Genomic DNA, 17,673 nt, shown 5'->3' on the forward strand with positions numbered 1-17,673 from the left:
CGGGGATTGGTTCCGGGGCGGGGAGCCGCCCGGGGGTCTCCGTCCCGCGTCCGGACCCGGGTGCGAAGCCCATGGTGCAGGCCCCGGCTGCCCGGTCGGCTGCGCCGGAGCCGCGTACGGATGGGCGGCGTACCACTGCGGATCCGGGATCACCACGCCACTCCCAGGCCCGGAGTGGCAGCGGTTCTCCCGAGCGCAGCGGCGGACGGCTCGCGACGTCCGCCGTGCGGGCGGACCGGTCCACGAACGGCCACTGGTCCGGCCGGGGCGAGACGTCGCGAAGCGCCGCCGAGGGGGCGACAGGCCGGCTGTCCGGTCCCGGCCGGACCGGATGGAGAACGGCGGAGCGAGCGGCTCCGCAGAGCGCGTCGTGGCGGTGGACCGGCCAGGGCCCCCGCGGACGGTGGATCGGTCATGCCGCACACCGTTTCAGCCGGTGAGGCCCCATCTCCGGGTTTCCACAGGCGCTCGACCGGAGCTTCCGTCAACGACCGTCCCGACGCCGTGTTCGGGACGAGGCGAGGAGAGGAGGCGCGTCGCCGAGGAAGTCGAACACCGCCTGCACCCTCACCCCGCCGGTCATCGACCGGATGGTGCCGACGGTCGACCCGGCCGACGGAAGCACACGACAGCCCGGGCTCACGGGCAGGGCGTGACCTCGCCGATCGCTCCGCCTCTGCGAGGATTCAGCACGTGCATTCCTTCGTCGCAGACCTGGTCGAGCGCCTGCGCGCCACACGGTCGGTGCCGATGCTCCGGTTGGTCGACGACGCGGCGCTCGACGGCGCCGCACCGGCGCTGCCGGACGCCGGCGTCGTCGAGCCTTACCGCTGGCTGCTGTCCCGCGTCGGCGACGGCGTCCGGTTGACCCAGGCCAGCTACCTGCCACCCGCCCTGGTCAGCGAGACGATGCAACACCTGGGCTGGGCCGAGGACTGGATCGGCAAGCAGAACCGGGAGGACCAGACCCTCCCGGTGTTCGACCTGCGCGACTCGGCGCAACGACTGGGCCTGCTCCGCAAGTACCGCGGCACGCTGCGGCCGACCGTCGCCGGCCGCCGGCTCGCCGACGACCCGACCGGCCTCTGGCAGCACCTCGCCGCCCACCTGCCGGTAGGCCGCACCGATCCCGAGCGCGATGCCGGAGTGCTCTACCTGCTCACCGTCGCCGCGGCCCGGGCGGAGCCGGACCAGGTGATCGCCGAGGGTCTGGCGGTGCTGGGCTGGGGTGACAGCCGCACCGGGCAACCGCCGATGGCCGGCGACGCCCTACACCTGGCCCGGCCGACCCGGACCGTGTTCGAGCGCCTCGGGCTGCTCGGACGCCGGCGCTGGCCCGATCCCGTTCCACCGCCGACCCCCGAGGCGGTCGCCCTGGCCCGCGCGGCGCTGCTGGCCCCGTCCGAGGGGCCGTCCGCGCCGGCCGCCGTCTCCCGTTCGAGCCCGACGCGGGAGGTGAGCGACCAGGACGGGCAGGCCGTGGAGCTGACCGTCACCCTGCGGCACACCCGGCCGCGGGTGTGGCGGCGGCTCGCTGTCCCTCCGTCGCTGACGCTGCGCGAGCTGCACGCGGTGCTGCAGACCGCGATGGGTTGGGAGGACTACCACCTGCACCTGTTCGAGGTCGACGGCGTCTTCTACGGCGACGTCGAGGACTTCATGGGCGACCTCGGCGACGAGGAGACCACCACGGTCCGGGACGTGGCGGCCCGGGTCGACCGGTTCCGCTACGAGTACGACTTCGGGGATGGCTGGGACCACGACCTGCGCATCGGGCGGCGGCCGGTGCCGGCCGGCCCGGACCGGCCCCGCTGCCTGGGTGGCGCCCGCGCCTGCCCACCGGAGGACTGCGGCGGCGTCCCCGGCTACCAGCACCTGCTCGACGTCCTCGCCGACCCCGCCGGCGCCGAGGACGAGGACGCCGAGCTGCTCGAGTGGCTGGGCGACGACTACGACCCCGACGCCTTCGACCCGGCCGCGACCGACGAGCTGCTCGAGCTCCACGACCGGCACACCCGCCAGCGCCGCCGTCCCTGACCGGCAGGTCCGGTCAGGGACGGCGACCGCACGGCAGCGTGCGGGCGATCTCCAGCCCGACCAGTACGTTCGTCGCCAACTCGGTGCCGGCGGAAGCCCACGGCGCCAGCTCCGCAACGCCTCCGACTCGGCCTCCCGCAGCACGCGGTCACCTCCGCCGTCCTCGCGCCCTGGTTCCGGGCCGTGGCCGGGCCTGCTTGACTCCGACCATGGGTGAAGGAGCCGGAGAAGACCTGGAGCGGATCCGCGAGTTGCGGCAGCGGGGGCTGACCCCGAAGCAGATCGCCCGCACGGTCGGGCTGCCGCCGGCGCGGGTCACGCACCTGGTCCGGAAGATCGCCGCGGCGGAGACCGTCGACCCCACCACGCGGCCGGTCGTGGAGTGCTGGGTGAGCCCCGGCTGGAGCGCCGGGCTGACCGTTTCGGGCCATCCCGAGTGGCCGGCGGAGCCGGCCGAGGACGCGCCCTCTTCCGGGCTGGTCGGCGTCCTCGTGGCCCGCGAGGCCGGGCGGGATCGGGTGAGCGTGTGTGCCTGGCTGGTCGACGTCTACTGCCTCGGGGTCAAGAACGACCTGGGCCCGGACGTGACATACCGGTCCTCGTTGCCGAGGATCGTCTACGACTTCTTCGCCGTGTTCGGGGAGCGACCGGTGGCGGCGCCGCTGGAGCTGGCGCAACACCTGGTGCTCGGAGCTGTGGAGTACGCCCGCGGCCTGGGCTTCGAACCCGCCGCGGAGGCGGACTTCGCCGACACCCGCGGTCATCTCGGCTCCTGGGAGGGGCCCGGCGCGATCCGCTTCGGCCGGCACGGCAAACCCTTCTTCATCGCCGGCCCGCACGACGACGCCGCTCGGGTCGTGCGGCAACTGGAGCGGTCGGTGGGTGTCGGCAACTTCGACTACGTGATCGGCATGCCCGGGTAGTCGACGCCGCCCTCTCCGCCGCCACCCGAGCTGCCGACCGAGTTCTCACGTCCGCTCGCCGGCCTGCGCAGCGGTGGGCGCGTCCTGTTCGCCGACCCGGTCCTGTCCGGCCGTGTCGACGATGGTGCGGGAGGCCCGACCGGCGCATCCGGGAGCGCAGGACCCTCCACTTCCGAAGGGAGTGTTCGTCGCGACCGTCACGGCGCGACGACGTCGGCCGTCGTCATGAGTGAGGAGCCGCCCGACGCCATGGCGCGGACGCCGGAGCGGTCGTGTCACGTCGATGCGCTGGGCCGGCTGGTCGAGGTGGCGACGGCCTGCCGGGGCACCGATCGCCACAGTCGTCCCACTGGCACCAGGCCACCTGGATTTTCGCCGCGAGGCCTGCGACGGGCCGGTCACCGTCCGTACGCTGGGCGAAACCGACCACGGAGGGACGGCGCGTGGGCAAGCACCTGCTCGACGAGACGGCCGAGTTCACCATGCCTCGGATCGCGCGGCACGCCGCCGCGGACGAAGGCGAGCTGGAGCAGACCCAGCGGTTCGATCCCGGTCTTCGACCGCAGCGGCCCGCACCCGCAGCGCGGCAGGACCCGGAGGCGGACGCCCGCTGATCGCCCCGGGCGCCCAACCGGGCGTCCGCGCCCTGCGCGACCGCCGGGCCACACCGTCCCTGCCTCGCCGGCCTGGCCGCCATGGCCCCGGGGCAGCTCACCGACGGCGACCGGGCAGGTCGGCGGCTCAAGGCGAACTGGCCAAAATCCCGGCTAGAATGCCTCCATGCCGTCGATCCCGCTCAGTGAGGCCAAGGACAAGCTGTCGGCGCTCGTCGAAGCGGCCGAGACGACGCACGAGATCGTCACGATCACCCGCCACGGCCGCGAGGCCGCCGTCCTGATGGCGAAGGACGACCTCGATTCACTGCGCGAGGCGTTGTTCTGGCTGTCCCAGCCCGACGTCCGTACCGACGTCGACGACGCCCGGACCGAGCAGCGTGAAGGGCGCACCGTGTCGGGCGACGAACTGAGGGCCGAGTTCGGGCTCGCCGAGTGACCGAGCCGTTCACGGTAGAGGTCGCCTCAGCGGCGAGACGGCAGCTCCGTGAGCTCCCGGACAACATCGCCATGGCGATCGTCGAGTTCGTCACCCTGGTCCTCCCGGAGAACCCGCTTCGCCTCAGCAAGCCACTGACCGGCGCTCTGTCCGGGCTGCGCAGTGCGCGGCGGGGAAACTACCGGGTGCTCATCGAGGTGGACGAGAGCGACCGGCGGATCCTCGCCGTGCGGATCGCCCACCGTGCCCACGCCTACCGTCCGCCGGCGTCGGACTGACCCCCCCGCGCCCCAGCGCGGTGGTGGAGTCGTCCCCGCGAGGACGCTGCGATTCCGCGGGAAAAGAACGCGAGCGCGGACCGGGGCCGCGACGTCCGGCCACGGGCGGCCCGGCCGCCGGCGTGGAGCGGCGTGAGCGTTGCTCCACGCGCGGCAGCGCGTCAGCCACCTCGGGTCAGCGCGTCGCCGGGCCGAGGGGGTGACCGAGCTTCCGGAGGGCGGTCCGCGCCTTCTCCTCGCCGGCCGGGTCGAGCAGCAGGTGCCGCGCGCCGATCCGGGTGCACAGCCCCCGTAGCGACCGGTCGCGCTCCAGCAGCGTCGCCACCTGCTCGTCGGCGCACTCGAGGACGTGTCGCAGGCCCAGGTCGCGGACCTGCCGCGTGCGCGCGTTGACGTCGTCCACCAGTGTGCGCAGCGCCGCCGGGAGACCGTGCACGGCGCGGGCGGACAGGAAGTCGGTGAACTCACCGGGTTGCCGGCCGGCGTCGACGGCGGACAGCAGGCCGGCCATCGACACCGTCCACACCCGGTCGGCGGTGCGGACGGCGAAGGCGTCGAGCACCAGCCGGTCGCCGGGGTCGAGGTCGGCGACGGCGACCACGTCGAGGTTCGGCAGCACCTGCAGTACCCGCTCGCGGACCACCGGGGCGGGGACGTAGGTCGGCGCGAGACCGGCGGCGTAGGCGCCCAGCGAGGTCAGCCGCACCGCCAGCAGCCCGTCGTAGCGGCTCAGCGCCGGCACCCAGTCGGCACCCCACAGGTGCCGGAAGTCGTCGCGGGCGCCCTCGGCCGGCACGTACTCCACGTCGAGCAGCCCCAGTGGAGCCGCGTACTCGAACAGCACCGCCAGCACGTACCGGCCTTCGACGATCGGCCACTCGTGGAAGCCGTCGTACCCCAGACTGCCGTACTCCGGATCCTCGAGGTACAGCTTCCACAGCGCGCGCTCGGACCGGGCGATCGACAGCTGTGGCGCGGCTCGCCCGACCACCCGGAAGAGGTCGTCCACCCCGAGCCACTCCCCGGGCGGGCAGGAGGCGAGGGCGGCGGTCGCGGCCTGGCGTCGGGGGCCGGCCGCGCTCAGCGCCCCGGCCGCCTTCTGGCCCTTGATCGCCTCCACCCGGCTGAACTCGTCGATCGCTGCGTGCTTCGGCCAGCGTGCCCAGATGTCGCCGATCACCTCGTGCGCCGGCTGACCCAGTGCCCGTCGGCCGCGCGGGGTCAGCTCCAGCCGGGTGCCATCGAGCCGCGCCAGCCCACCGGCCTGCACCAGCAGCGGCCAGGCGAAGGCGGCGATCGCGTCGTCGGGGTGGAAGTCACCCGCGACCAGGGTCTCCGCGACGGTGCGCACCGTCGCGGCGGAGGGACGGCGGGTGGTCGCGCTGCAGCGGAGCTTCCCGGCCTGGCACAGCTGGAGGACGGCGGGCAGGTTGCGCAGCGCCTCCGCCTCGGTGCGCCGGGTCGTGGACGGCGCTGCGGCATCGTGCTCCATGGTCCAGACGGTAACCGTGGCCCGACATCCGGTCGTGCGCGCGCACGGCTCCCCGCCGACTACTGGTCGGCGAACCGCCGGTCGTCCCCGGCGGTGTAGTCGTACGGGTACTCGCCGGGCTTCCGTCGTCCCACGACGAGTGGGTGTGCCGCGGACCCGCCCGGCCGGTTCCCGTAGACGGCGAGGCGGCCGCGACCACGTCCTCGTGCAGCCTGCGGTAGGTCTCCGGCGCCTCGTCCGAGCCGTACCGCCCGGCCGGAACGTCCGTGACGAATCCGTCCGAGTGGCACGGCCCGGCGGCGGTCGTCCGCAGCCGGGTCTGCCCGGGACCCGGCTCCGGAGTGGGGGACCTCCACCACATTCGGGCCGCTCCCGATGGTCCGGTACCGCACAGCGGGGCCGAGGTCATCACCGCAGCTGGAGACGCCGACCGGCCGTTTCGACGCCCGCCGGCTGGGCAGGTGCCCGCAATGCGACCGAGAGGTGCGGACCGGTGAGCGTGCGGACGCTGCTCGAGCGGGCGGTCGGCACCGTCGAGCGGTGGCAGGTGCTCGATGCGCCCGGCTACCAGGTCGAGCACGCGATCTCGCTGACCTTCCTGCTCTCCGGCCGGTACGCCCGGCGGCTGCAGGACGTGCTGCACGGCGTCTGGCTCGGCCACCCGCTGCACCCGTTCCTCGTCGCCGTGCCGATCGGCTCCTGGGGCGCCGCGGCCGTCCTCGACGGTCTGGACGCCGCCGGACGCGGAGGCCCCGGCACCGGGCAGGCCGCGCGGGCCGTCATCCGCCTCGGGGTCGCCGGCGCGGTGGCCTCGGCGGCGACCGGCCTGACCGATTGGCAGCACGCACACGACGAGGCCCGCCGGGTCGGCCTGGTCCACGGCACGCTGAACGGCACCGCGCTGGCGCTCTACACCTGGTCGCTGGCCGACCGGACCCGCGGCCGGGCGACCCGGGCGCGGCTGACCGCAGCCGCCGGCTACGCCGTCGTCCTCGCCAGTGGCTACCTCGGCGGTGTGCTGTCCTACCGACACCGGCTCGGCGTCGACCACTCCGAAAGCAGGCGGGACCCCCGCCGGTTCACCCCGGTCGCCGAGGTCGCCGACCTCACGGAGGGCCGGCCCGTCGGCGTCTACGTCGACGGCGTGCCGCTGGTGCTCGTGGCGACCGGCGGCGAGGTGCGGGCGGTCGGCGGCCGCTGCCCGCACCTGGGCGGCCCGCTGGGCGAGGGGTGGCTGCACCGCGGCGAACTGGTCTGCCCGTGGCACGGCTCGCGCTTCCACCTCGACACCGGCGAGCCTGCGCAGGGACCGTCGACCGCGCCGCTGCCCTGCTACGACACCCGCATCCACGACGGCCGGGTGGAGGTGCGCCGCCGGGCACGCTGGCGGACACCGACGGCGACCACGGCGGTCGAGGAGGCGTCGCGATGAAGGCCGACGAGGTGCTGACCGCTCACCACGACGTGCTGCGCGGCCTGCTCCGCGACCTGGCGGAGACCACGGACGCCGAGACCGAGCGGCGGCGGCAGCTGCGCGACGAGCTCCTGCGGCAGCTGGAGATCCACACCCAGATCGAGGACGAGCTGTTCTACCCCGCGGTCCGGAACGTCTCGCCACTGCTGTCGCTGGCGCACGCCGAGCACCGCCAGATCGACGACCAGCTGGCCACGGTCATGCGCATGGCCGTGGACGATCCCGAGTTCGTCCCCGAGGTCCGCATGCTGGAGAAGACCCTGCGCCACCACACGATGGAGGAGGAGCAGCGCATGTTCCCCCACTCGCATGCGCTGGGGGAGGACCGCCTCGAGGAGCTCGGCGAGCAGCTGCGCGCGCGGCAGCACGAGCTGGCGCGCTCCGGTGGGATGCGGCTCATCATCCGGCTGAAGCGAGCGACCCTGCGTCTCACCCCGACTGCCGGCCCGTCCTGAGCAGCCCCACGACCGGAGACGTCGCCCACGAGAAGCCGCAGGGCTGCTCCTGCGGCACGGCCGTACGCGGCTGATGGGGGGATGCCCGGCCATGGATGTGCCTGCGGAGCTGCTGCTGAACGGTTCGCTGTGGCCACGAGCCGAGCAGATCGCGGCGGCAGCGGCCTCGCCCGGCCGCGGCGGCGGAAGACGCTCGGATCGCCCTCCGCGACCGCGGCCGGCAGTCGGCGGGCCGCCGTCCGGTGCTCGGCGTCGAGCAGCGCGTCGCAGCACCCGTCGACCAGCTCCCGCACCTCGGCACCCGGCTCCGGACGTCCTCGGGCACCCGCGCTTGCGCGAACGGCTCGTCCGGCACGGGAGCGTCGTCGAGCTCGTCGAGTGCCCGCGCGCCGACCACGGCACGCCGCAGCTCGTCCAGGGGATCCAGTCGCACGAGATCGTCACGATCACCCGCCACGGTCGCGCGGCCGCCGTCCTGATGGCGAAGGACGACCTCGACCCACTGCGCGAGGCGTTGTTCTGGCTGCTTCAGCTCGACGTCCCCGGCGGACGCGGACCCGTTCGACGCGCAGTCGTCCACCACGCTCCGCACGAGGCCCGGAGGAGCGACCCGCCACCCGGACTCGCCGGTCAGGGATCGTCGCGGACATACCGTTCGTACATGTCCGACCTGAGCGAGCGCAGCGTCTCCGAGGCGCGCAAGAACCTTGCCGCCGTCGTCGACCAGGCGCGCTCGCCCCATCAACCGGTCTGTCTGAGCCGTCGCGGCCGGCGGGTGGCGGCCGTGATCGCCGCGGACGACCTCGAACGCCTGCAGGCGCTGGCCGAGGACATGTCCGACATCCTCGATGCCGAAGCCGCGCGTGCCGAGCTCCGCAACACGGCGGCCGAGCCGGGCCCTGGGAGCAGGTGAAGGCCGACCTGGGCATGGCGTGACCTACCAGGTCCGGCTCGCGCCTGCCGCCGTCCGTCAGCTGCGGAAGCTGGACCCGCCTGGGCACCGGCGGGTCCAGGCGGCCATCGACCTCCTGACCGAGGAACCCCGTCCTCCGAGGGCGCGGCAGCTGGTCGGCGGCGCCGGGGAGTGGCGGGTCCGAACCGGCGACTTCCGCATCGTCTACGACGTCGGCGATCGGGAGCTGCTCGTCCGAGCATCCGGTGACAGACCTATCCGGCGTCCACGGCGGTGACCTGATCCCACTCCGGACCCGCCCCGGAGCGGACCACGGCGTCGAGGTCCCCGGTGAGCACGACGGTCCGCGTGGCGGGGAGCTCGTCCTCTCCAACGGTCCCGTGGGACGCCGACACGGTGACCCAGACGACCCACGCCGCGGCGTTCGTCGAGTCCGAGCGGGCCGAGGCGAGCTGATCCCCATCTCCGGCCGACCTCGGGCGCTCCGACGTCGGAGGTCACGGCCGGGCCGTCGGCGCGGGAGTTCCGCGGACGCCGGTGCGGGTGGCAGGGTCAGCTGCGCTCTGCCCGCAACAGCCCGGGGGAACGTTGCCGCACTCATCCCTGCCCGCCGAGGGCTGACGCCGTGTACCGCGTCGACGGGCGGCTGGTCCTCAGTCCCAGTGACCTGACCCGGCACCAGGAGTGCTCCCACCTCACCGCGCTCAACCTGCAGGTGGCCGAGCGCCGCCTCGACCCCCCGGCCGAGGGCGCGAGCGACCAGGCGGTGCTCGTCGCCGACCTCGGCATCGCGCACGAACTGCGCTACCTGGAGTCCCTGGAGGCCTCCGGGCTGACCGTCGCGACGCTGGCCGACACCCGCAGCGAGGCCGCCACGCTCCAGGCGATGCGCGCCGGCGTCGACGTCGTCCACCAGGCGACGCTGTTCGACGGCACCTGGGGCGGCCAGGCCGACTTCCTGCTGAAGACGACAGTGCCGTCCGACCTCGGCGACTGGTCCTACGAGGTCGCCGACGCCAAGCTCGCCCGCCGCGTCAAGGTGCCGGCGCTGCTGCAGATGGCCACCTACGCCGACCGGCTCACGACGCTGCAGGGACGAGAACCGCAGCGCATCTGCGTCGTCACCGGGGACGGCGAGACCCGCCCGTGGCGGCTGGTCGACGTCGCCGCCTACGCCCGCCGCGCCCGCGCCCGGCTCGAGGGGTTCATCGAGGACCCGACGCCCACCGCCCCGGTCCCGGTCAGCCACTGCGACCAGTGCACCTGGCAGCCCCGGTGCGAGCGCGAGCTGCGCGACGGCGACGACCTCAGCCTCGTCGCCGGCATGCGCCGCGACCAGCGCGCCGCCCTGATCGACGTCGGCGTCACCACGCTCGTCGACCTCGCCGACGCCGACGACGACACGCTCAGGGCCACCGGCATCGGCCGGGGCACCCGCGACCGGCTGCGCGACCAGGCCCGCGAGCAGCTCCGCGGCCGCGCCGCCGGCGTCCCCACCCGCACGCTGCTTCCGCCCCAGACCGCCCAGGGCCTGCTGCGCCTCCCCGAGCCCAGCCCCGGCGACCTCTACCTCGACTTCGAGGGCGACCCGCTCGCGGGCGACGGCGAGGGTCTGGAGTACCTCGCCGGTCTCGGGGACCGGGAAGGCCGCTTCACCGCCCTCTGGTCGCACGACCGCGGCGAGGAACGACGCATGGTCGAGGACCTCGTCGACCGCGTCGTCGAGGCCTGGCGCGCCGACCCCGGCATGCACGTCTACCACTACGCCGCCTACGAGGTCAGCGCGCTCAAGCGGCTCACCGGCCGCTACGGGGTCCGCGAGGCGGAGCTGGACCAGCTGCTGCGTGCCGAGCGGTTCGTCGACCTCCATCCCGTCGTGACGCAGTCGATGCGGATCAGCAAGGAGTCGTACTCGATCAAGAAGGTCGAGGCCTTCTACGGGCGCGCGCACACCGGCGACGTCGCCGACGCGATGTCCAGCGTCGTCGAGTACGAGAAGTGGCTGATCGACCGCGACCCGCTCCGCCTGCAGTCGATCGAGGACTACAACAAGGACGACGTCGACTCCACCCGCGAGCTGCACGACTGGCTGGAGACGCAGCGGGCCGAGCTGGAGGCGCTGCACGGTCCGCAGCCGCGGCCGACGGTGGTCGAGATCGCCGTCCCGGCGCCGCGGTCGGACGCCGAGGTCGCGGAGCTGGCGCTGGTCGAGCAGCTGCAGGACCGCGGCCACGACCTGCTCGGCGACCTCGTGCAGTGGCACCGCCGCGAGGCCCGGCCCGGCTGGTGGGAGTTCTTCAGCCGCGGCGACCTCGAGGACGAGCAGCTCGTCGAGGACCGGACGGCGCTCGGGGGGCTCTCCGGCGGCGTGGAGATCGGCACCGAGAAGCGCAGCAAGCTCTACGAGTTCACCTTTTCACCCCAGGACGCCAAGTTGTCGGTCGGGAAGCCGGCCTTCGACGTCGACACCCGGGCGCGGGTCGGCGAGGTGCGCGAGCTCGACCCCGTCGCCGGGCGGGTGGTCGTGAAGAGCACCAAGGTGCCGGCGGGTCCGCGCGGGCTCGGCCCCGAGGGGCCCCTGAACGACGAGCAGATGCGCGCGGCCATCGCCGCCACCGCGGCCGCCGTCCTGGCCGGGCAGTCCTGTCTCGGGCAGCGGCTCCTCGACCGCGTCGTCCCCGCGGACACCCGGCGGCTGCCGGGGGAGGAGGCCGGCGACGCCGTCGTCCGGCTCGGCCTGGCGCTGGACGGCGAGGTGCTCGCGGTGCAGGGGCCGCCCGGCAGCGGGAAGACGCGGGCGGCGTCGCGGCTGATCCGCGCGCTGCTCGACGCGGGCAAGAAGGTCGGCGTCACGGCGACGTCCCACGCGGTGATCGGCAACGTGCTGCGGGCGGTCGAGCGGCCGGCGCTGCAGAAGTGCGAGGAGTCCCAGGCCTGCGGGGCGCCGGGTGTGGAGTGGTCGAAGGACGGCGACGACGTGGCCGCGCGGCTGCTCGACGGGTCGGCGGACCTGGTCGGCGGGACGGCGTGGTTCTGGGCTCGTCCGGACCTGGCCGAGGCGGTCGACGTCCTGGTGGTCGACGAGGCCGGGCAGTTCTCCCTGGCCAACGCGGTCGCCGTCGCCCGGTCGGCGAGGTCGCTGGTGCTGCTCGGCGACCCGCAGCAGCTGGCGCAGCCGACGCAGGCCGTGCACCCGGGCGAGTCGGGGCTCTCCGCGCTGGAGCACCTGCTCGACGGGCACGCCACCGTGCCGGAGGACCGCGGCGTCTTCCTCGACCGCACCTACCGGATGCACCCGGCGCTGACCGCGTTCGTCTCCGACCTGGCGTACGAGGGGCGGCTGGAGTCGGCGGCCGGCCGTGAGCGGATCGCGGTGGACGGCTGGGCCAGCGGGCTGGCCGTGCGGTTCGTGGAGCACACGAAGCCGGCCGCGGCCGCGTCCGACGACGAGGTGGTCGCCGTCGCGGAGCTGTGGCACTCGCTGCAGGGCGTCGGCTGGGTCGACGCCACGGGAGAGCGGTCCACGATCGGTCCGGACGACGTGCTGGTGATCGCGCCGTACAACAACCAGGTGGCGCGGATCCGCGGGTTGCTGCCGGACGCCGCGCGGGTCGGCACCGTGGACAAGTTCCAGGGCCAGGAGGCGCCGGTCGTCGTCTACTCGATGACGTCGACGTCGGCCGAGGACGCGCCCCGCGGCGTCTCGTTCCTCTACGACCTGCACCGGCTCGACGTCGCCGTCTCCCGCGCCAAGGCGCTGGCCGTTCTCGCCATGAGCGAGCAGCTGCTGGACGCCGCGGTGCGGACGCCGGAGCAGCTCCGCCAGGTCAACGCCCTCTGCCGGCTGGTCGAGATGGCGACCGTTCTCCGGTGGCCATCGACCCGCGAGTCGGGTGGCTGCCGTAGACCCGACCGGCCATCGTGAGGTCGGCCGGTGGACGACCGGGGTGATGTCGTGACCGTGCCGTAGTGCCCGACACCTGGGACGGCCGTCACCACCCGCACCGGCACGAGGCGGTTCGACTGCAGGAAGTGGTCCCTCGGGTCCGAGGTGTGCGACTCCCGCCTGACCACGGTGGTGGCGGATCCCCGCCCGGACCGCCGGAAGGGACGGCGACGGCTGCAACGGAGGACGGTCGGCGCGAGAGTGTCGCGGGGGGTATCCGAGGCCTCGGCGACACGCTGCTCAGTCGGGTGAGACCAGCTCCACCTTCGGGAAGTACGTCCGGTACCGGCTCGCATCCCTCGTGATGAGGGTCAGTCGCTCCACGGCTGCGTGGGCACCGATGTAGAAGTCCGGCAGCGGTGACCGTCGCGCACCGCCGCGCCGCCGGTAGGCCGCGAACGCGTGCGCTGCCAGAAACCCCGCCGGGTAGGGGAGCGCAGCCCGCCGGAAGGTCGACTCGGGGACGGCGGCATCGAGGTCCTCGATCCGGTCGTACCCGGTCGCGACCTCGGCATAGACGACGGGGTTGATCAGCACCGGGCCCGACCGCAGGGCCGCAGCCAGCGCGGCTCGGGACCAGGTCAGCCAGGTCCGGTCCCTCGAGGCGACGTCCAGCAGGACGTTGGAGTCGACCAGGAAGGCGTGACCCGGCTCACTCACGAGTCAACGCCAGTAGCTCGTCCGTGGTCACGCCGGCTCGAGCGCTGCCCTCGAGGTTCGCGATGGCCCGGTCAGCCCGGTCGGGGCGTCTGGACTCGGCCTTGACCAGAGTGACCACACCGTCGACGACGACGAACTCGACCTCGGTCTCGGGCAGGAGGCCATGTGCGTCCCTGATGGCCTGCGGGATGGTGACCTGTCCCTTGCTCGTGATCCGCACAAGCGGCAGCTTACTCTTACCGCGAGTGGTAATACTCGCTGCGATATCTGCGGGGGTACACCGATCGGCCGGGTCGACGTACTGGTGGCCGCGCCGTACGACAACCGGGTCGGGGTCCCCGAGGCGCTCGGGCGCGACGGCGGTGGTCTGTCTGACCTGCATCTGAGTCTGTACGTCATCGATCGTGTTCGACGGCCGGCAGACCTGCGGCCGGGCCGACCGCGAGGTCGGCGCGGCGAGCGGTGTGGACCGGAGGAGGTCCTCGGACTGGACGACGACCGTGAACCGGGCGCGCGCTGCTCGTTCCGTCCGGCATCTTCCGGAGGCGGTAGACGTCACCACGCACCGAGTGCGTCCATGTCCTCGCGCCCCCACCTGCTCCCGGCGCGGTCCTCCGCGTCGTCCCGCAGCCGGAGGACTCCGCAGCATCAGTTCCCGCCGGCGCGGACTGCGTCGAACAGCGCGCGGCGGTTCCCCGGACACCGTGGACCCGTCGGCGGTCAACTCCGCCCGTCGACGTCCCTCAGAGGATCCATGGCCCCTGCGGGCCGCCTCGAACGATGGGAATCGCCGATTTCCATTACAGCCAGGCCTCGATCTCGTCCAGCTGCGCGTGGGTGAGCCCGACGAACAGGTCGGGGGCGACCACCAGCACGTGCGGACTGGCGGCCAGCCACTTACCGGTGTCGGCGGCCTGCACCGCCAGGTCGTCGTCGATCCACACGATCCGCCGGTTCGGCTCGGCCTCGGCGACGGCCTGGGCGGCGGTCAGCTTCCACCAGCCCGACCGGCCGCCGAGTGCACCGGCGAACCCGGTCGGGGCCGCGTCGGCGCGGGCGTGGGTCACCAGTCCGCGCGGCAGGCCCATCGGCTCGGCCAGCAGCCGGTCGGCATCCGTGGTCCAGGTGGTCAGCCACTGGATCTCCACCCGGCCGGACTCGTGCAGCTCCCGCAGCCGGGCGGTGACGGTGGGATCCCAGGTGAGCACGTAGCCGTTGAACGTCCCCCGCTCCCAGCCCTCGGGCAGGTCCACGCGGGCCGCGTTGAGCACGCCGTCGACGTCCAGCAGCAGGATCGGCGGGTCATCGGTCCAGGCCATGGGAGTCCCCCGGATCAGTTCCCGGGGACGACGACGGCCCGGCCGCGGACCGTGCCCTCGTGCAGTCTCCGATAGGCCTCGGGTGCCTCGTCGAGGCGGTACTCCTCGACCTCGACGTGAACCGCGCCGGCCCGCGCGAGGTCGAGCACCTCCATCAGCTCCGTGCGGGTGCCCCAGTACGGAGCGCGGACCGATGCCCCCATCGGGGTGGAGAAGAAGCCGGTCGGCAACAGCCCGCCGCCGATCCCGACGAGCTGCACGACACCGTCCATCGCCACCGCCTTCCGGGCGATCTCCACGGTGGCCGCGGCGCCGACGAAGTCGAACACCGCCTGCGCACCGACCCCGCCGGTCAGCGACCGGATCGCCTCGGCGGCGGATGCGTCCGACGGCAGCGCGTGGTGTGCTCCCACCTCCGCGGCCAACGCCAGCTTCTCCTCGCTGATGTCCAGCGCGACGATGGTGGATCCGGTGAGTGCGCGCAGGATCTGGATGCCGACGTGTCCGAGGCCGCCGGCGCCGATCACCACCGCGGTGCTCCCCGCGGGCAGCTTGTCGAGGCTGGAGACGACCGCGTGGTACGGCGTCAGCCCGGCGTCGGTGAGCGAGACGGTGGCCACCGGTTCCAGGTCGCCGAGCGGGACCAGGTGCCGGACGTCGTCCACGATCAGGTACTCGGCCAGCGCGCCCGGGGCGCCCAGCCCGGGCGGCCGGATGCCCAGCGGAGCCGCCCGCGGGCAGTAGTTCTCCGCACCGCGTGCGCACGCGTGGCACAGCCCGCACCCCCACGGGCCGTAGACGGCGACCGGGTCGCCCACCGCGACGCCGGTGACCCCGTCCCCGAGCGCGTCGACGACCCCGGCGCCCTCGTGCCCGAGGGTCAGTGGCAGCTCGTAGCGGAACCGCTCGGCGGGCAGGCCCATGACGAACCAGTCGGAGTGGCACAGCCCGGCGGCGGTCACGCGCAGCCGGACCTGCCCGGGACCGGGTTCCGGCGTCGGCACCTCCACCACCTCGGGTTCGCCGCCGATGGTCCGGTACTGCACTGCGCGCATGGGGTTCCCCTCGTTCGGACGCGTCGACGGCTCCGTACCCGCTCGGCCGGCCCACGTGCGCCTGATCGCGACCTCGACGTCGCTGACCGAGGTGCAGGTGGGCTGGAGAACCGGGCCGATCGGGGAGCCCCGGACCTGGAGGAGCCGGCCTGGTCGAGTGGCTGCGAGGACGTTCCCGCGGAAACGTCCCGCCGGCCCTGCGTTTCCACGAGCGAGGCAGCCGACCCGGTCCGCAGGGACCTTCGAACCTGGTGACGGAGGATCTCCGCTCCTACGTTCCAGGGTATGGGCGACGACCGCCCGACGACCACACCGTCCCGGGCCGGCGGCCCCTGGCTGATCGCCGTCGATGACGACCCCGGCCAGCTGTGCGACGTCGAGCGCGAACTGCGCAACCGGTACGCGCACGACTACCGCGTCTGCTGCCTGCGGTCGGGGAGGGCGGCGCTCACCACGCTGGAGGAGCTCGCCGCGGCCGGTGAGCAGGTCGCCCTGGTGCTCGCCGGCGAGGTGCTCTCGGGTGCACCCGGGACGGGCCTGCTGGGGGAGGTGCGGCGGCTGTTCCCGCACGCCCAGCGGGTCCTGCTCGTCCCGTGGGGCCGACTCGGGGACCCGGGCACCGGCGACGCGATCTTCGAGGCGATCGCGCGCGGGCGCATGGACCACTACCTGGTGCGGCCGTCACCACCACCGGACGAGCAGTTCCATCGAGCGGTCTCGGGCTTCCTGCTCGCGTGGGCGGAGGCGCGGCGCTGCGCTCCGCACACGATCGACGTGATCGGGGAGACGTGGTCCGGCCGGGCGTACGAGCTGCGCGAGGTGCTCGGGCGCTGCGCGCTGCCCCACCGGTTCTCCCTGGCCGGCTCCGACGAGGGCCGCGCCCTCCTCGCCGGTGCGGGGAAGAGGAGGTTCCCGCTCCTCGTCATGCCCGACGGGAAGGTCATGGAAGACCCCAGTGACACGGACATCGCGAGGGCGTCGGGGACGACCGTCGAACCGGACGGGGACCAGTACGACCTGGTGATCGTCGGCAACGGACCCGCCGGCCTGTCCGCGGGCGTGTACGGCGCCTCCGAGGGGCTGCGCACGCTGGTCGTCGACTCGGGTGGTCTCGGTGGGCAGGCCACGGCCAGCTCGTCGATCCGCAACTACCTCGGCTTCCCCCGTGGCGTCACCGGCGGGGACCTGGCCCGCCGCGCCTACGAGCAGGCCTGGATCTTCGGCGCCCGCTTCGCCTTCATGCAGCGGGTCACCGACCTGCGGCGGGAGCGCGAGCGCATCGTCGTGACCCTGGCCCACGGCGGGGTCGTGGCCGGTCGCGCGGTCGTCCTGGCGACGGGCGCCAGCTACCGTCGCCTCGGCGTCGAGGCGCTCGAGGCGTTGCACGGTGCGGGCGTCTTCTACGGCGCCGCCGCCTCGGAGGCGCCGCTCGTGTCGGGGCAGGAGGTCTACGTCGTCGGCGGCGCGAACTCCGCCGGGCAGGCCGCCCTGCACCTGGCCCGCTACGCCCGGCGCGTCACCCTCGTGGTGCGGGCCGCGACGCTCCACGCCGGGATGTCGCACTACCTGGTCCGTCAGGTCGAGGCGACTCCCAACGTCGAGGTCCGCACCGGCGCCGAGGTCGTCGACGGCGGGGGCGACGGCTGGCTGGAACACCTGGTGCTGCGCCGTCGCGCGGACGGCGAGGAGGAGACGGTCGACGCCCACGCCCTCTTCCTGATGATCGGGGCCCGGCCGCACACCGAGTGGCTGCCCCCGACGGTCGAGCGGGACCCCGACGGCTTCGTCATGACCGGACCGGATCTCAGCGACGACGCGCTCCGGGCGCTCGGTCGCCGTCCGATGGCGCTGGAGACCAGCGTCCCGGGAGTCCTCGCGGCCGGCGACGTCCGGCACAGGTCGGTGAAGCGCGTGGCCTCCGCCGTCGGCGAGGGCTCGATCGCGATCCAGCTCGTCCACCGCTTGCTCGCTGCCTGAGTCGTCCGCTCAGGTGGATGGCTGCGCGCCGACGACGCCGGCGATCACCGCGGCGGCGAAGGGGTTCCCGCAGCCGGTGGTCGTCGCGCAG

Annotated in this window: 17 protein-coding genes; 12 read left to right on the plus strand and 5 right to left on the minus strand. The window is 73.9% G+C overall.

All coding sequences use genetic code 11. The features are described from left to right. The first annotated feature begins 693 nt into the window (after positions 1 to 693). From E4P41_RS22620 to E4P41_RS07810, 5 genes are all read left to right on the plus strand, one after another. The gene (locus E4P41_RS22620; protein WP_209307588.1) at positions 694 to 2,037 is read left to right on the plus strand and encodes a plasmid pRiA4b ORF-3 family protein; all 1,344 of its coding nucleotides are present in this window, start codon (positions 694 to 696) and stop codon (positions 2,035 to 2,037) included. Between the two features lie 209 nt (positions 2,038 to 2,246). Continuing rightward, a complete protein-coding gene (locus tag E4P41_RS07800; protein WP_209307589.1) occupies positions 2,247 to 2,960 on the plus strand; it encodes a helix-turn-helix domain-containing protein in 714 nt (237 codons plus the stop codon). 443 nt (positions 2,961 to 3,403) lie between these two features. Then, positions 3,404 to 3,574, plus strand: coding sequence for a hypothetical protein (locus E4P41_RS21965; RefSeq protein ID WP_167760968.1), 171 nt, complete (start codon positions 3,404 to 3,406; stop codon positions 3,572 to 3,574). Positions 3,575 to 3,740: 166 nt separating this feature from the next. Next, positions 3,741 to 4,013, plus strand: coding sequence for a type II toxin-antitoxin system Phd/YefM family antitoxin (locus E4P41_RS07805; protein ID WP_135140331.1), 273 nt, complete (start codon positions 3,741 to 3,743; stop codon positions 4,011 to 4,013). Then, positions 4,010 to 4,291, plus strand: a complete 282-nt coding sequence (locus E4P41_RS07810) for a type II toxin-antitoxin system RelE/ParE family toxin (protein ID WP_135140332.1) — start codon at positions 4,010 to 4,012, stop codon at positions 4,289 to 4,291. Before E4P41_RS07805 ends, E4P41_RS07810 begins: the two co-directional genes overlap by 4 nt. A gap of 175 nt (positions 4,292 to 4,466) precedes the next feature. Here the strand turns inward: E4P41_RS07810 and E4P41_RS07815 are convergent, their stop codons facing one another. Next, the gene (locus tag E4P41_RS07815; protein ID WP_135140333.1) at positions 4,467 to 5,783 is read right to left on the minus strand and encodes a helicase-associated domain-containing protein; all 1,317 of its coding nucleotides are present in this window, start codon (positions 5,781 to 5,783) and stop codon (positions 4,467 to 4,469) included. Positions 5,784 to 6,276: 493 nt separating this feature from the next. Between E4P41_RS07815 and E4P41_RS07820 the strand changes: the two genes are divergently transcribed. The 6 genes from E4P41_RS07820 (at position 6,277) to E4P41_RS07840 (ending at position 12,550) form a co-directional block, all read left to right on the plus strand. Continuing rightward, complete coding sequence (locus E4P41_RS07820) at positions 6,277 to 7,215, plus strand: Rieske 2Fe-2S domain-containing protein (RefSeq protein ID WP_167760969.1); 939 nt, start codon at positions 6,277 to 6,279, stop codon at positions 7,213 to 7,215. After that, complete coding sequence (locus E4P41_RS07825; protein WP_135140335.1) at positions 7,212 to 7,712, plus strand: hemerythrin domain-containing protein; 501 nt, start codon at positions 7,212 to 7,214, stop codon at positions 7,710 to 7,712. The genes E4P41_RS07820 and E4P41_RS07825 overlap by 4 nt, the downstream gene beginning before the upstream one ends. A 661-nt stretch (positions 7,713 to 8,373) precedes the next feature. After that, complete coding sequence (locus tag E4P41_RS07830) at positions 8,374 to 8,625, plus strand: type II toxin-antitoxin system Phd/YefM family antitoxin (RefSeq protein WP_209307590.1); 252 nt, start codon at positions 8,374 to 8,376, stop codon at positions 8,623 to 8,625. Between the two features lie 19 nt (positions 8,626 to 8,644). Then, positions 8,645 to 8,902 (plus strand): type II toxin-antitoxin system RelE/ParE family toxin, encoded by a 258-nt coding sequence (locus E4P41_RS07835; RefSeq protein ID WP_135140336.1) that lies wholly within the window; start codon positions 8,645 to 8,647, stop codon positions 8,900 to 8,902. A 53-nt stretch (positions 8,903 to 8,955) separates the two neighbouring features. Beyond that, positions 8,956 to 9,081, plus strand: coding sequence for a hypothetical protein (locus tag E4P41_RS23595; RefSeq protein WP_280659768.1), 126 nt, complete (start codon positions 8,956 to 8,958; stop codon positions 9,079 to 9,081). 169 nt (positions 9,082 to 9,250) lie between these two features. Continuing rightward, a complete protein-coding gene (locus E4P41_RS07840) occupies positions 9,251 to 12,550 on the plus strand; it encodes a TM0106 family RecB-like putative nuclease (protein WP_135140337.1) in 3,300 nt (1,099 codons plus the stop codon). A 261-nt stretch (positions 12,551 to 12,811) separates the two neighbouring features. Here E4P41_RS07840 and E4P41_RS07845 read toward each other — a convergent pair whose 3' ends face one another. The 4 genes from E4P41_RS07845 to E4P41_RS07860 all read right to left on the minus strand — a co-directional run bounded on the left by E4P41_RS07845 (position 12,812) and on the right by E4P41_RS07860 (position 15,605). Beyond that, the gene (locus E4P41_RS07845) at positions 12,812 to 13,231 is read right to left on the minus strand and encodes a PIN domain-containing protein (RefSeq protein WP_135140338.1); all 420 of its coding nucleotides are present in this window, start codon (positions 13,229 to 13,231) and stop codon (positions 12,812 to 12,814) included. Continuing rightward, entirely contained in the window at positions 13,224 to 13,793 is a 570-nt protein-coding gene (locus tag E4P41_RS22625; protein WP_209307591.1) for an AbrB/MazE/SpoVT family DNA-binding domain-containing protein, read from the minus strand. Before E4P41_RS22625 ends, E4P41_RS07845 begins: the two co-directional genes overlap by 8 nt. Positions 13,794 to 14,031: 238 nt before the next feature. Then, positions 14,032 to 14,550, minus strand: a complete 519-nt coding sequence (locus E4P41_RS07855; RefSeq protein ID WP_135140339.1) for an HAD domain-containing protein — start codon at positions 14,548 to 14,550, stop codon at positions 14,032 to 14,034. Positions 14,551 to 14,564: 14 nt separating this feature from the next. Continuing rightward, positions 14,565 to 15,605: an NAD(P)-dependent alcohol dehydrogenase gene (locus tag E4P41_RS07860; RefSeq protein ID WP_135140340.1), complete on the minus strand. Its 1,041-nt coding sequence runs from the start codon at positions 15,603 to 15,605 to the stop codon at positions 14,565 to 14,567. A gap of 285 nt (positions 15,606 to 15,890) precedes the next feature. On the opposite strand from E4P41_RS07860, the gene E4P41_RS07865 reads away from it, so the two are divergent. Next, a complete protein-coding gene (locus E4P41_RS07865) occupies positions 15,891 to 17,582 on the plus strand; it encodes an FAD-dependent oxidoreductase (RefSeq protein ID WP_135140341.1) in 1,692 nt (563 codons plus the stop codon). Positions 17,583 to 17,673 lie beyond the last annotated feature (91 nt).

Source organism: Geodermatophilus sp. DF01-2 (genome assembly GCF_004571065.1).
Classification (GTDB): Bacteria; Actinomycetota; Actinomycetes; order Mycobacteriales; family Geodermatophilaceae; genus Geodermatophilus.